The organism is Priestia megaterium NBRC 15308 = ATCC 14581, assembly GCF_000832985.1.
In the GTDB taxonomy this organism is placed as follows: Bacteria; Bacillota; Bacilli; order Bacillales; family Bacillaceae_H; genus Priestia; species Priestia megaterium.
The window spans coordinates 13,398-27,043 of record NZ_CP009920.1 but is presented as its reverse complement, the minus strand read 5'-3'; the positions used below and the strand labels follow the sequence as shown (position 1 = coordinate 27,043).

The following is a 13,646-nucleotide window of genomic DNA, read 5'->3' as shown; positions in this document are numbered from 1 at the left end:
TAATTTATTCTTCTCCGATAAAATGCAGGTAGACGAATTTGATAAGAATTTTCTAATGATTTATATAATTAAATTTGATATAATCTATAGGAATAATAATGTATGAAAGGAAACATCATTGATTAATTAGACACAGGTATTAAATGTTGTTGAAGATGATTCGTAAAAGCATACATATTTAAATTATATATTTTTGTGAGGTGGACAGTGTTGCAACTTAAGGTAGTAAACAGCCCTTTTAATCAAGAACAAGCAGATTTGCTTAATCGCCTTCTGCCGACATTAACAGAAGCACAAAAAATGTGGTTGAGCGGTTATTTAACAGCAGCTCAATCTACGTCTGCCGAAGGAACGCCAGACGTTTCTACAGCAGCGCCTGCTCAAACGAAACAGACAGTTTCAAAAGACGTAACGATTCTTTATGGATCACAAACAGGAAATGCTCAAGGACTTGCTGAAAATACAGGCAAAACGCTTGAAGCAAAAGGCTTTAATGTAACTGTATCTTCTATGAATGATTTCAAACCAAATAATTTAAAGAAACTTGAAAATTTATTAATTGTCGTAAGTACACATGGAGAAGGAGAGCCGCCTGATAATGCGCTATCTTTCCATGAATTTCTTCACGGCCGTCGAGCGCCAAAACTTGAGAACTTCCGTTTCTCTGTTTTATCGCTTGGAGACAGCTCATACGAATTTTTCTGTCAAACAGGAAAAGAATTTGATGTGCGCTTAGCAGAACTTGGCGGTGAAAGACTGTATCCGCGCGTTGACTGTGATTTAGATTTTGAAGAGCCCGCAAATAAATGGCTTAAAGGTGTTATTGACGGATTAAGCGAAGCGAAAGGACACAGCGCTTCGGCAGCTGTTCCAGCGGAAGCTCCTGCAGGAACTTCACCATATTCAAGAACAAACCCTTTTAAAGCAGAAGTGCTTGAGAACTTAAACTTAAACGGCCGCGGATCAAATAAAGAAACGCGACACTTAGAACTATCTCTAGAAGGTTCAGGTTTGACGTATGAACCAGGAGACAGTTTAGGTATTTATCCTGAAAATGACCCGGAGCTTGTTGATCTTCTTCTTAACGAATTCAAGTGGGATGCAAGTGAAAGTGTAACGGTTAATAAAGAAGGAGAAACGCGTCCTCTTAGAGAAGCGCTAATCTCTAATTTTGAAATTACCGTTTTAACAAAGCCGCTTTTAAAGCAAGCAGCTGAGCTTACTGGAAACGATAAGTTAAAAGCCCTTGTAGAAAATCGCGAGGAATTAAAAGCATACACACAAGGCCGTGATGTAATTGACTTAGTTCGTGACTTCGGTCCATGGAACGTATCGGCACAAGAGTTTGTAGCCATTCTACGTAAAATGCCAGCGCGTCTTTACTCGATTGCAAGCAGCTTATCAGCAAACCCTGATGAAGTTCATCTAACAATCGGAGCGGTACGCTACGAAGCGCATGGACGCGAGCGTAAAGGTGTTTGTTCAGTCCTTTGTTCAGAACGTTTGCAGCCAGGCGATACGATTCCTGTATACCTTCAAAGCAATAAAAACTTTAAGCTTCCTCAAGATCAAGAAACGCCAATTATTATGGTAGGACCTGGTACAGGTGTGGCTCCGTTCCGCTCATTTATGCAAGAGCGTGAAGAAACAGGGGCAAAAGGAAAGTCATGGATGTTCTTTGGAGATCAGCACTTCGTAACAGACTTCCTTTACCAAACAGAATGGCAAAAGTGGTTAAAAGATGGCGTACTGACAAAAATGGACGTGGCGTTTTCACGCGATACAGAAGAAAAAGTATACGTACAAAACCGTATGCTCGAACATAGTAAAGAATTATTCCAATGGTTAGAAGAAGGCGCATCTTTTTATGTGTGCGGAGATAAAACAAATATGGCACGCGACGTGCACAACACGCTAGTTGAAATTATCGAAACAGAAGGCAAGATGAGCCGTGAACAGGCGGAAGGTTACCTTGCTGAAATGAAGAAACAAAAACGTTATCAGCGTGATGTATACTGAGGATTGAAAGGAGATTTTCAACATGGTAAACAAAATTTTAAAAGCGCCCGAAGGTCCTCCAAGTGACGTTGAGCGCATAAAAGATGAAAGTAATTATTTGCGCGGTACATTAGGAGAAACAATGCTAGACCGCATTAGCTCAGGTATTTCTGAAGACGATAATCGTTTGATGAAGTTCCACGGAAGCTACTTGCAAGATGACCGAGATCTTCGTAACGAACGCCAAAAACAAAAGCTAGAGCCAGCTTACCAATTCATGCTTCGAGTCCGTACGCCAGGCGGTGTTTCAACACCAGAACAGTGGCTAGTGATGGATGATTTGGCACAAAAATACGGAAATGGAACGTTAAAGCTGACAACTCGTCAGGCATTCCAAATGCACGGAATTTTAAAGTGGAACATGAAGAAAACGATTCAAGAAATTCATGCTTCGTTATTAGATACAATTGCAGCTTGCGGAGATGTAAACCGTAACGTAATGTGCAATCCGAATCCCTATCAGTCAGAAGTACACGCTGAAGTATTCGAATGGTCAAAAAAATTAAGTGATTACTTATTGCCTCGTACAAGAGCGTACCACGAACTTTGGCTAGATGAAGAGAAAGTGATCAGCACACCGGAAGTGGAAGAAGAAGTGGAACCAATGTATGGTCCGCTCTATTTGCCAAGAAAGTTCAAAATTGGCGTAGCTGTTCCACCGTCTAATGATATTGACGTGTATTCACAAGACCTTGGCTTTATTGCCATTTTAGAAGACGAGAAACTTGTTGGGTTTAACGTAGCAATCGGCGGCGGTATGGGTATGACGCACGGAGATAAAGCAACTTACCCTCAGCTTGCAAAAGTGATTGGGTTCTGTCGACCTGATCAAATTCTAGAAGTAGCTGAAAAAATCATTACGATTCAACGTGATTATGGAAACCGCTCTGTACGTAAAAACGCGCGTTTTAAATACACGGTTGATCGTCTTGGATTAGAAACGGTAAAAGAAGAGCTTGAAAATCGTCTGGGCTGGAGCTTAGACGAAGCAAAATCTTATCACTTTGATCATAACGGCGACCGCTACGGCTGGGAAAAAGGTGTAAAAGGAAAATGGCACTTTACTCTTTTTGTTCAAGGTGGACGTATTGCTGACTTTGAAGACTATAAGCTTATGACGGGTCTTCGTGAAATTGCAAAAATTCATAGCGGTGATTTCCGTTTAACGGCCAATCAAAATTTAATTATCGCGAACGTATCAACTGAAAAGAAAAAACAAATTAGTGACCTCATCGAACAATATGGATTAACTGACGGCAAGCATTATTCGGCTCTTCGCCGCAGCTCATTAGCTTGTGTATCGCTTCCAACTTGCGGGCTTGCGATGGCAGAAGCTGAGCGTTATTTACCAGTTCTTCTTGAGAAAATTGAAGCAATTGTAGATGAAAACGGCCTTCGCGATAAAGAAATTACTATTCGTATGACGGGCTGTCCTAACGGCTGTGCACGTCCTGCTTTAGGTGAAATTGCTTTTATCGGTAAAGCGCCGGGTAAATACAATATGTATCTTGGAGCAGCATTTGATGGCAGCCGCTTAAGTAAAATGTACCGTGAAAATATCAGTGAAGAAGAAATTTTAAACGAGCTGCGCGTCTTGCTTCCTCGCTATGCAAAAGAAAGAGAAGAAGGCGAGCACTTTGGTGACTTTGTCATCCGCGCTGGTGTAATCGAAGCTGTAACAGACGGCACGAATTTCCACGCGTAATATGTATAAAGGGACTTTTCTAACTTACAGAAAAGTCCCTTTTTCTATTTTAATATTCTCTAACAAATACAGCTACTCCAAATACCCCTAATCTTTCAGCAGTAATTTGTTCAAAGCCGTTGTCAAGTAAACAATGAGCTGCAGTGCGGTAGCGCTGACCTTGAGCTAACAAACGTCCGCAAGGATTTGCGCTGCCGATTACTGTTGCTTCTACGACAGTACGAGGAGCTTGTCTATCCAAAGGATTTCGCTCCCACAGAATTGTTACCACATCCGGAGGACGTGGGATAGATACATTTCCTGTGTGTTCATGCATAGCCATCACCTCCTTACACTATAGTAAATGCAAAAAATGACAGAATGCTTGTACACACGCTGATTTTTATTAAAAAAGGCGTTCAACTATGCTTAACTCGGCTAATTTCATAGCAATGAGGTGACTAATAGAAACGGATGGTATAAAAAAGAATGCTATAATGTAAAAGAAAGGAACTTTTATCAAGGAGGGAGAAACATGCAGCAAAAACGAGTAGCGGTTATTACAGGGGGAGCAAGCGGAATTGGCAAAGAAACTGCCTTAAAGTTTGCGCAAAAAGGAGACGCGGTGGTCATTGCTGATTATGATAAAGGGAAAGGAAAAGAGGCCCTTCAAAAAATTGAAGAAGCTGGAGGGAGCGCTTTATTTATACAAACGGACGTCACAAAGTTTGAAGAAGTGGAAGCACTGATTGAAGAAACCGTGAATCGCTTTGGGCGAATTGATGTGATGTTTAACAATGCAGGTATTGGACACCCTACATCTATTTTAGATCAAGACTTAGAAGAATATCACCGTATTATTAATGTGAATCAGCACGGCGTTACATACGGGATTATGGCAGCGGGCAGGAAAATGAGAGAGTTAGGTATTAAAGGCGTCATTATCAATACGGCATCTATTTTTAGCTTCTTAGCCTCACCCGGTACCTATGCCTATCACGCAACGAAAGGAGCTGTTGTGATGATGACGAAATCAGCTGCGCTAGATCTCGCTAAATACAGTATTCGCGTCGTCGCCGTTGCGCCAGGATTTGTTGATACGCCCATTATTCAAGGCTATAAAGACAACGGTATGATTGAAGGAATGAAAGCGAAAACGATGAGCAGAGAGCTCACTACACCAAAACAAATTGCAGATATGGTTTATTTGCTTTCCTTAGAAGAAGCGGGAGCTGTAAACGGCAGCGTCATCATGGCTGATGATGGGTATGCGGCATTTAAATAAAATGAAAAAGGATTCTTTTTAAGAAAAGAATCCTTTTTTTATTATGTAGCAGGCAGGGAACTATAAACAAACGTATCGTGAGCTTTTCCGTTTTGATACATATAGTTTTTTAACACGCCTTCTTTTTGAAACCCGAGCTTTTCAAGCACATGCTGTGATGCTTTGTTTTCAAGAAACACAACAGCTCCAATCCGCACTAGCTGAAGGGTATCAAAGCCATAAGCCATAACAGCCGAAGCAGCTTCTGAAGCATAGCCGTGCCCCCAGTGCTGAGGGTGTAGCTCATAGCCAATTTCCGCGCGCTTATGCTTTTGGTTCCACTGATTAAATCCAACTGTCCCGATTAATTCCCCCGTATCGAGCCGTTCAATTCCCCAGCGCACGCCTTTTTGATTTCTGTAATTGTCAGCAAAAATATCAATTAGAACCAGAGCTTCTTGAATAGTTGTGAATTTTTCTTGCCCGTAATATCTAATAACGTCTTTCTGAGAGAAGCAGTCAAAAATACTATCTGCATCGACTTCTGTTATTTCACGAAGTGTAGTGCGAGGTGTAAGAAGAATAGGAAACATACTTTTCTCCTTTCTATTTTATATAGAAAGATTTCGTCAGCTCAGGGAAAATACCTTTTATTTTATTTTTCTGTTATAAATTAAGTAGAAATACGGGCTAAACGACTAAGAAAAAGATGGGAACAACTTCTAAATAACGCAAACAGTTGTTACGTACTAGCCCTAAAAAAAGTATACTAAAAAAACAAATAGAGCTAGCTGCACGTAGAGCAGCTAGCTTTCCTACAGGAAAGAACCTATTTTTTAGTTAACTGATTGCGATCTTCAATTTGAGGAGGCTCTTCAAGCCATCCGTTTTGAATCATGATTTTACCGCCTTCTTTTGCCAAACTGTAAATGTCTTTTGCAAGCTGGAGCATCTTTAATGGCAAATCACTTCTTAAACTAAAGGCTCCTCCTAAAGCGTTACTCCCCAGACCGAACGTACTCAAAAGACTCGTATTGTACATCATCAGCTTATCTGAAAAAGGAGGAACGGTTGAATTCGTCGCTTTTCCGGCATGAGTAGCCGGAGGTTCTATGTAGCTATGGCGTAAAATATCACCTAGTTCTGTTTCAATTTTCTTCGAAAGCTTCATACCCCTGACAAAATGCTGCTGTGCCTCTTTATTGTTGGCCACTTGAGCAAAACCAATCATCAGCTGCATTCCTACAAGATTTGTATCAACAGCATGTTGAATGAGTGACACTTCAATGGTATTCAACGATCTTTTTTCGCTAAACCAGCTCAATCCGCCTATATAATTTTGCGCATGGACAAAATGGACTTCCTTAGGCATAGAAACGTATGGGGGTTTTGCGATGACACCCGTTTCTAACAATACTTGTGTGGATTGATTGTATATGTCCTGTGCTTCTGCTGTTGCCTCTACGAAGAAATTCCGGATATCTTCTCGGTAAGACATGGTCGAATGCAAAGCAAACAGTCCTGTTTCAATTTGAGACATTAAGCGTATATACATGACTTCGAACATATGATCGTATAGCTTAGGGACTCCTACATTCACGTCATCTTTCGTAAAACCAATTGGGATAACAGCGCCTTCGTTCTCAAATATTTCTTTAATTTGCGCTACACTTTTTAAAGATCGGCTGTAATATAGCTCAAAAAGTTCTTTGTAATCCTGTTTATCTTCCAGAAAATATTCTAAAAACCTCAAAATCATCGTTTTTTCCTGATAAGTCATCCATAAGTTAGCAAGCTCTGAGGACGTGAGCGGCGGAAGTTTTGATGTGCTCATTGTACACATTCCTCCTGAAAATAGTGATAGGTAAATATGTATAGCTTCATTAGTATTTCTTTTATTTATAGGAATATTCTTCTTTTTAATTTATTGAAAAGCTTCAGTAGCGGTTATTATAGTAAGATAATTGAAGGAAATGAAGCTTACCAACAAGTCAGTTGTATGATAACTGATATGAATAAAACTGAGTTTTTCTATTACTTTAAATAATTTGACAATTGGTGTTATTCTTACTATTATGGAAACATAAGTTTTACATATATTGCTAGAGTTCAGCACAAATTCTAGCAGCACCATAAGTAAGGAGCTTACGATGAAGCACATTGTCCAAGCAACAGATCATCCTAGAACGAAAGATACATTAAAAGAAGATTTACGCAGGTTAGGCATAACAAAAGGGATGACTATCATGGTTCATTCTTCGCTATCTTCATTAGGGTGGGTAAACGGAGGTTCAGTAGCCGTTGTTCAAGCTTTAATGGAGACAGTGACAGAGGAAGGAACGATCGTGATGCCGTCACAGTCGGTCGATCTTTCGGATCCATCAGAATGGGGCAATCCGGCTGTGCCAAAAGAGTGGTGGAAAACTATTCGGGAAACGATGCCTGCATATGATCCAGCTCATACACCAACAAGCGGGATGGGACAAATCGTGGAAACTTTTCGAACATATCCTGGTGTAAGAAGAAGCAGCCATCCAATGTATTCATTCGCCGCTTGGGGAAAGGACAGCGAAGACATCTTAAGAGATCATCCTCTTGAATTTAGTTTAGGCGAAAATTCTCCTCTTGAAAGGCTTTACAAAAAACATGCCTTTGTTTTATTATTAGGTGTCGGGTTTGGAAATAATACTTCTTTTCATCTAGCAGAATATCGGATTCCATATCGAAATGTAATTCAAAAAGGGTCTCCAGTTATGGATTCAGGAAAGCGAGTATGGAAGACGTATAAAGAATTAGAGTTTCGAGAAGAGCTGTTTGAAGAGATAGGTGAAGCGTTTATTGAAGCAAAAAGAATAAAAGCTGAAAAAATCGGTTCAGCACGTGCATACTTCTTTTCAATGCATAAAGCCGTCGATTTTGCTGAAACGTATTTGAAAGCGCTATAATGAGCGCTTGTATGCTTTCTAAGTTGTCTGTATATCAGACAACTTGAAGTGAGACAAACAAGAGTCCCGCCGTCTCTAGACTTTATATTAACAAAGCGCAGCAGTCGTTTAAGCAAGATAGTTTACTTTTTATGTTTCTTGTTTCATAATGGCACTTGTCTGTGAATTTATTCGGTCAGGTTGTCTTACAATTATGGAGATAAAAAGCAAGTGTTAAATAAATTCATTAAAAAATTTAAATGTATAGAAAAAAAGGAGAGAATACAATTATGTCACTACGTGATCAAGCACTACATATGCATCAAGAAAAACAAGGTAAGTTAGAAGTTAAATCAAAAGTTGAAGTTCAAAACGCTCAAGATTTAAGCTTAGCTTACTCTCCGGGAGTAGCAGAACCTTGTAAAGAAATTCATGAACATCCAGAAACGGTGTATGATTACACAATGAAAGGAAACATGGTCGGCGTTGTGACAAATGGTACTGCTGTTCTTGGTCTTGGAAACATCGGACCTGCGGCTTCACTTCCCGTTATGGAAGGAAAAGCAATTTTATTTAAAAGCTTTGCAGGCGTAGACGCATTCCCAATTGCCCTTGATACAACAGATACAGATAAAATTGTTGAAACTGTGAAATTAATGGCTCATACATTCGGAGGCATTAACTTAGAAGATATCGCAGCTCCACAGTGTTTTGAAATCGAAGAGCGCCTGAAAAAAGAAGTAGATATTCCTGTGTTCCATGATGATCAGCACGGTACAGCAATCGTAACAGTAGCAGGACTTGTAAATGCATTAAAAATTGTAAACAAATCAATGGAAGACTTAAAAATCGTCTTAAACGGAGCAGGAGCTGCCGGCATTGCCATTACAAAACTTCTTTATTCTTACGGCGTACGTGACATGATTATGTGTGATACAAGAGGTGCTATTTATGAAGGACGCCCTCAAGGTATGAACAAAGTAAAAGCGGAAGTGGCTTCTTATACAAATGTAAACAAAGAAAGCGGTACGCTAAGCGATGTAATTAAAGGCGCAGATGTATTTATCGGCGTATCTGCAGCAGATGCATTATCTCAAGAGATGGTTAAATCAATGAATGGAGATGCAATTATCTTTGCGATGGCAAATCCTAATCCAGAAATCAAGCCGGACGCTGCAAAAGAAGCAGGAGCGGCTGTTATTGGAACAGGTCGTTCAGACTTCCCTAACCAAGTAAACAACGTTCTTGCATTCCCTGGAATCTTCCGCGGTGCGTTAGACGTTCGCGCTACTCATATCAACGAAGAAATGAAAAAAGCTGCTGTTGAAGCAATTGCAGCCCTTATTACAGAAGAAGAGCTAAACGCAGATTACGTTATCCCTGGACCATTTGATCCTCGCGTAGCGCCAGCTGTAGCAGAGTCTGTAGCAAAAGCGGCAATGGATTCAGGCGTTGCCCGCATTACAATTGATCCAGCACGTGTAAAAACACATACAGAACAATTAACAAAAATCGAAAACTAATAACGGTAAAAAAGCCCTTTGAAACGCTGTTTCAAAGGGCTTTTTGTTTTAAAGACCTGCTGTAACCGCTGTGAAATCTAAACGTAACACCATTTCATCTCCCATATGATGTACAATAAAGAGAAAAGAACCCAGGTTTTGTATCATAAAGGGAGGAACAAAGATGTACACCGTATTTTCAACATTTAATGTACCGGATGAAAAAGCTGAAGAAGTGATTGGAATTTATAAAAATCGTTCAAAATCAGTCGACGAGGCTCCAGGATTTGTAGACTTTCTACTTCTTCAAAACGATAAGCGAGCAGGGGAGCTCACCGTTCAGCTTACATTTGATACGAAAGAGAATTATTTAAGCTGGGTACGAAGCGAAGATTTCAAGCGTATTCATGATTTAGAGAAAAAGTACCCTGATCAAGAACTGGCAGCTGTCATCCCAAAAGTTTCTCAGTACAAAGTGGTGGCACGATGAGTTCACTTCCCGTTAATAAGATCGTCGAAAGAGTAACGGAGAAAATCTACGAGTTAGAACCTTCTTTGCTCGAAAAATTCGGAGAGCGCGGCAAAGAAAGATGTTATGAAGATAATCATTATCATATGAAGTATCTTGAGACAACATATAAGTTAGACAACCTGCAAATTTTTACGGACTATGCCTTATGGTTAAACAATTTACTCACAAGTAGAGGCATGAAAACACAGCATATTATTGATAATTTTAAGTTTATACAAGAAGCGCTGTTTGAATTAGATAATTACGGTGATAAACAAGTACAGGCTTACGTGACTTACTTAGAAGAAGCAAATCATATACTGAAGCAACAGCAGCTTTAAAAAAGAGGCTAGGACAAAAGTGTTTTAGTTAAAAGAAAATCCGAACGGTTTTGATTCTTGATAGAGAATTTAACCCGTTCGGATTTTTTCATTGGTAGGGTGAACGTAGGTTTCCTGTATGTAGATGCTTCTAGCTGTTGATTGGAGTAATGTAGTTATATTTCACTTTTTTGTTTTACATATGTATAAAGGTGGAAATAAAAAAGAAAAAGGAGAATACATATGCAAAAACAGCTAACAAAAGGAATCCTGTCCTTAGTCACTCTATGTATGATTGGAAGTGCGGCAGCTTGTTCAGGTGAACCAGCTAACAAGACAAAATCTGATAATCATAAAGCAGAGGAAAAACCAATTGAAGACCGTCAAGAATTAACAAAGCTACAGCAGTATTCCAACGACCCAGACATTAAAGAGGGGAAAGAAGAAGATTTTGACTTGATCGGTACGTTAAAAAAAGACGCTGAAAAAGAAATGACGCTGAATATTGATGATCAACTCGTTAAAGTACCAAAAAGCTCTAGGATGGAAGTGGAAGGCTCACGGCTAAAAGATATGCTTAATAAAGAAGTAGAAGCTGAAATTGACGCAGCTAAACAAGAAGCAATTAGTATTGAATTAACTCCAAAAGCAAAAGCAGATAAAGATGGCGTGTATGAACAAGATGGAGACGAACGTAAAATTGTGGGTATTTTTATAGAAGAAAGTAACAAACATATAACGGTAAAAGTTCCAAGCGGCAAAAAAACGTATCAAAAAAGCACTGACTTTGAAAAAGAAGAAAAAGGCAGTTTAAAAGAAAAGACGGTATACCTTGAAATCAACTCAGCTAACGAAGTAGAAAGTATAGAAAAAGAGGACCGTGAATAAATAAAGCTACACTTCTTCTTTCCCTCCTTGCTCTCTTGACTTTTTGAACTGTGTCACTTAACGTTACAGTAGAGAAAGAAAAAAGGTGGTTTATGGAAGATGAACAGTGAATTTACCATTGCCGTGCACAGCTTAGTGTTCCTAGCAAATTTACCAGATCACCGAGCAAGCAGTGAATCGATTGCTTATAATATCTGTACCAATCCTGCACGGGTTCGGAAAATAATGAGTACACTCAGAAAAAACAACTTGGTTCGGACAAAAGAAGGGCTAGGCGGCGGTTATACTTTAGGCTGCAGCCCTGCTGAAATAAGTCTTGGGGTGATTTACCGAGTTATATCGACAGGAACGCTAAAGCCTCACTGGTGCAGCGGCGACCCTGACGCTGACTGTATTGTCAAATCAAACATTCAGACAGTGATGGACGACATTTTTACAGAGAGTGAGCAAAGTGTAATTAGGCATTTAGATCAAATTACGATCGAAGACGTGCTGAAAAAAGTTAAAACTGCTCACTAAAAAGCACCTTGCTCATGCAAGGTGCTTTTGTTATGACTCTTTGGAAGCGGCTGTTTCAGCCGCTGCTGCTTTTAAGCTGTCATTTACTTTTCTTCCATTCTCTAAATACTCTGTTTTGAAGCCGCTTTTTAAAGCCCATGTGTAGAAGAGAAGAGAAACAACAACAATAATTCCCATATCCCATCCATATTTAATAACGTTAAGGCCCCCAAACTTTTCGCTTCCAAGCCATGAAATAGTCATCATACACAGTAAGTATACAACCATCCATACGCCACCTTTGAAGTTCTGGCGGAATCCCTTCCATTTAGCCTTTGCTTGATAATAAAAATAAATAGGCAGGCCGATTAAAATAATAAACAAAACTTGTCCAGTTAGCGGCCAGCGTGCCCAATATAGCGTTAATGAAGCAAAAATAAAGCCGAGCGGCGCAATAATGCTTAATCCTTTTAAACGAAGGGGACGATATAAATCGCTTCCAGTTCGTCTTAGCGTCATAACCGTAACAGGACCTGTAATGTAAGAAATAAGCGTAGCGACTGAAATAATTTCAGCAAGCACGCCCCAGCCCCGAAATAAAAACAAAAAGACAAGAGCAACAGCTAAGTTAAAAAACATGGCTTGACGCGGAACACCATAAATAGGATGAAGACGTCCTAGAACACTTGGCAAATATTTATTTTGTTCCATACCATAAATCATTCGAGCAGTAGTAGCTGTATACGTAATACCTGTTCCAGATGGTGAAACAAACGCATCTGCATACAGGACAATGACAAGCCAGTTAATGTTAAGGGCAATGGCTAAATCTGCAAATGGAGAGTTAAAATTTAAATGACTCCATCCCTTCGCAATATCAGAAGGATTTACCGCACCGATAAAAGCAATTTGAAGAAGCAAATAAATGACTGTAGCCACTAAAATTGAGCCTACAACCGCAATTGGAATAGATCTCCCAGGATTCTTTGCTTCTCCAGCCATATTAATAGGGCTTTGAAAGCCGTTAAAAGCGAATACAATTCCAGATGTAGCAACAGCTGTTAGCACACTAGCCCAGCCGTTTGGTGCGATGCTGCTTCCAGAAGTGAAGTTCTCGCCGTGAAAGCCGACAAATAAAAGTGCTCCAATTGTAAGTCCCGGTATAACAATTTTAAAAATAGTGATTAACGAGTTGGCCTTGGAAAATAGTCCAACTGTCCAATAATTCAGTAAAAAGTAAATAATCAATAGCACAGTAGCGATAGCTAATCCTTCGCCAGTTAACGTTCCTTTTTCTACGAGGTGGCTTGTCCACTGTGCCCACTTCCAAGGCCACGAACTCATATACTGTACAGAAGCTACTGCTTCGACTGGAATAACGGATACAATCGCAATCCAGTTTGCCCAAGCAGCGATAAAACCAATAAACGAACCGTGTGAGTACTGCGTATACTTGACCATCCCGCCGGCTTCGGGAAACATGGATCCTAATTCACTGTAAGAAAGTGCAATAAATAAAATAACAACCATTCCAATGACCCATGATAAAATAGCAGCCGGCCCTGCAATTTGAGCTGCTCGCCACGCTCCAAATAACCAGCCGGAACCAATAATTGATCCAAGTCCCGTCATGGTTAACGCGAATGTTCCCATTCTTCGATGTAAATTGTTCATCTGACTAACACCTTTCATGTAAAATAAGTCTTTCATTTAAACATTGTTGCTTTATTATTATTATTCTGAAATCTTTGGTTGTCAACTTTTGTCGTTACAGGCAGTTCTTAATGCCTATTGATTTCCAGTTATGCAGGAAAGCTATCCTCAACCTTTCTGTCACGGTAATTAAAGCGCTTTACTTTCTTTTTCATCCTACAGGAAACCCTACAAAAATAGATAAAAACCGACAAAAAGTTATCAAGTTCATATCTTATGCACTAGCAATATGAAAAAATTAGGGGATAAGTGATAGTTATATTCCCTAAATATGTGAAGAGAAA

The 13,646-nt window shown here is 39.7% G+C and carries 13 protein-coding genes; 9 read left to right on the top strand and 4 right to left on the bottom strand.

Going from position 1 to position 13,646, the window contains the following annotated elements; all coding sequences use genetic code 11:
• Positions 1-210: 210 nt before the first annotated feature.
• Both BG04_RS00595 and cysI read left to right on the top strand, forming a co-directional pair.
• Positions 211-2,019, top strand: coding sequence for an assimilatory sulfite reductase (NADPH) flavoprotein subunit (locus tag BG04_RS00595; RefSeq protein WP_013083868.1), 1,809 nt, complete (start codon positions 211-213; stop codon positions 2,017-2,019).
• 22 nt (positions 2,020-2,041) lie between these two features.
• Positions 2,042-3,763, top strand: coding sequence for an assimilatory sulfite reductase (NADPH) hemoprotein subunit (cysI, locus tag BG04_RS00590; protein WP_013083867.1), 1,722 nt, complete (start codon positions 2,042-2,044; stop codon positions 3,761-3,763).
• A gap of 49 nt (positions 3,764-3,812) precedes the next feature.
• Here cysI and BG04_RS00585 read toward each other — a convergent pair whose 3' ends face one another.
• The gene (locus tag BG04_RS00585) at positions 3,813-4,079 is read right to left on the bottom strand and encodes a hypothetical protein (RefSeq protein ID WP_034650713.1); all 267 of its coding nucleotides are present in this window, start codon (positions 4,077-4,079) and stop codon (positions 3,813-3,815) included.
• A 198-nt stretch (positions 4,080-4,277) separates the two neighbouring features.
• On the opposite strand from BG04_RS00585, the gene BG04_RS00580 reads away from it, so the two are divergent.
• Entirely contained in the window at positions 4,278-5,027 is a 750-nt protein-coding gene (locus BG04_RS00580; protein WP_034650716.1) for an SDR family NAD(P)-dependent oxidoreductase, read from the top strand.
• 41 nt (positions 5,028-5,068) lie between these two features.
• Here the strand turns inward: BG04_RS00580 and BG04_RS00575 are convergent, their stop codons facing one another.
• Both BG04_RS00575 and BG04_RS00570 read right to left on the bottom strand, forming a co-directional pair.
• Positions 5,069-5,599: a GNAT family N-acetyltransferase gene (locus tag BG04_RS00575; RefSeq protein ID WP_034650717.1), complete on the bottom strand. Its 531-nt coding sequence runs from the start codon at positions 5,597-5,599 to the stop codon at positions 5,069-5,071.
• Between the two features lie 236 nt (positions 5,600-5,835).
• Positions 5,836-6,840 carry a DUF3231 family protein gene (locus BG04_RS00570; protein WP_034650719.1) on the bottom strand — a complete coding sequence of 335 codons (1,005 nt, stop codon included), beginning with the start codon at positions 6,838-6,840 and terminating at the stop codon, positions 5,836-5,838.
• 316 nt (positions 6,841-7,156) lie between these two features.
• Here BG04_RS00570 and BG04_RS00565 point away from each other — a divergent pair, with 316 nt between their 5' ends.
• The 6 genes from BG04_RS00565 (at position 7,157) to BG04_RS00540 (ending at position 11,670) form a co-directional block, all read left to right on the top strand.
• On the top strand, positions 7,157-7,951 hold the full coding sequence (locus BG04_RS00565; RefSeq protein ID WP_034650721.1) for an AAC(3) family N-acetyltransferase: 795 nt from the start codon (positions 7,157-7,159) through the stop codon (positions 7,949-7,951).
• 269 nt (positions 7,952-8,220) lie between these two features.
• The gene (gene ystJ, locus BG04_RS00560) at positions 8,221-9,453 is read left to right on the top strand and encodes an NADP-dependent malic enzyme (RefSeq protein WP_013083861.1); all 1,233 of its coding nucleotides are present in this window, start codon (positions 8,221-8,223) and stop codon (positions 9,451-9,453) included.
• Between the two features lie 163 nt (positions 9,454-9,616).
• On the top strand, positions 9,617-9,922 hold the full coding sequence (locus BG04_RS00555) for an antibiotic biosynthesis monooxygenase family protein (protein ID WP_013057785.1): 306 nt from the start codon (positions 9,617-9,619) through the stop codon (positions 9,920-9,922).
• Positions 9,919-10,284: a hypothetical protein gene (locus BG04_RS00550; RefSeq protein WP_016764767.1), complete on the top strand. Its 366-nt coding sequence runs from the start codon at positions 9,919-9,921 to the stop codon at positions 10,282-10,284. The genes BG04_RS00555 and BG04_RS00550 overlap by 4 nt, the downstream gene beginning before the upstream one ends.
• A gap of 222 nt (positions 10,285-10,506) precedes the next feature.
• Positions 10,507-11,151, top strand: coding sequence for a hypothetical protein (locus BG04_RS00545; protein ID WP_034650724.1), 645 nt, complete (start codon positions 10,507-10,509; stop codon positions 11,149-11,151).
• Between the two features lie 99 nt (positions 11,152-11,250).
• Complete coding sequence (locus BG04_RS00540) at positions 11,251-11,670, top strand: Rrf2 family transcriptional regulator (RefSeq protein WP_013083857.1); 420 nt, start codon at positions 11,251-11,253, stop codon at positions 11,668-11,670.
• A 30-nt stretch (positions 11,671-11,700) separates the two neighbouring features.
• Here the strand turns inward: BG04_RS00540 and BG04_RS00535 are convergent, their stop codons facing one another.
• Positions 11,701-13,323, bottom strand: a complete 1,623-nt coding sequence (locus tag BG04_RS00535) for a glutamate/serine transporter AimA (protein WP_016764764.1) — start codon at positions 13,321-13,323, stop codon at positions 11,701-11,703.
• Positions 13,324-13,646: the final 323 nt, after the last annotated feature.

Excerpts from the sequence above, each read along its gene's own strand:
- ystJ (WP_013083861.1), top strand. The coding sequence starts at position 8,221 with ATGTCACTACGTGATCAAGCACTACATATGCATCAAGAAAAACAAGGT.
- BG04_RS00565 (WP_034650721.1), top strand. The coding sequence starts at position 7,157 with ATGAAGCACATTGTCCAAGCAACAGATCATCCTAGAACGAAAGATACA.
- BG04_RS00540 (WP_013083857.1), top strand. The coding sequence starts at position 11,251 with ATGAACAGTGAATTTACCATTGCCGTGCACAGCTTAGTGTTCCTAGCA.
- BG04_RS00575 (WP_034650717.1), bottom strand. The coding sequence starts at position 5,599 with ATGTTTCCTATTCTTCTTACACCTCGCACTACACTTCGTGAAATAACA.
- BG04_RS00585 (WP_034650713.1), bottom strand. The coding sequence starts at position 4,079 with ATGCATGAACACACAGGAAATGTATCTATCCCACGTCCTCCGGATGTG.
- BG04_RS00535 (WP_016764764.1), bottom strand. The coding sequence starts at position 13,323 with ATGAACAATTTACATCGAAGAATGGGAACATTCGCGTTAACCATGACG.
- BG04_RS00555 (WP_013057785.1), top strand. The coding sequence starts at position 9,617 with ATGTACACCGTATTTTCAACATTTAATGTACCGGATGAAAAAGCTGAA.
- cysI (WP_013083867.1), top strand. The coding sequence starts at position 2,042 with ATGGTAAACAAAATTTTAAAAGCGCCCGAAGGTCCTCCAAGTGACGTT.
- BG04_RS00545 (WP_034650724.1), top strand. The coding sequence starts at position 10,507 with ATGCAAAAACAGCTAACAAAAGGAATCCTGTCCTTAGTCACTCTATGT.
- BG04_RS00550 (WP_016764767.1), top strand. The coding sequence starts at position 9,919 with ATGAGTTCACTTCCCGTTAATAAGATCGTCGAAAGAGTAACGGAGAAA.
- BG04_RS00570 (WP_034650719.1), bottom strand. The coding sequence starts at position 6,840 with ATGAGCACATCAAAACTTCCGCCGCTCACGTCCTCAGAGCTTGCTAAC.
- BG04_RS00580 (WP_034650716.1), top strand. The coding sequence starts at position 4,278 with ATGCAGCAAAAACGAGTAGCGGTTATTACAGGGGGAGCAAGCGGAATT.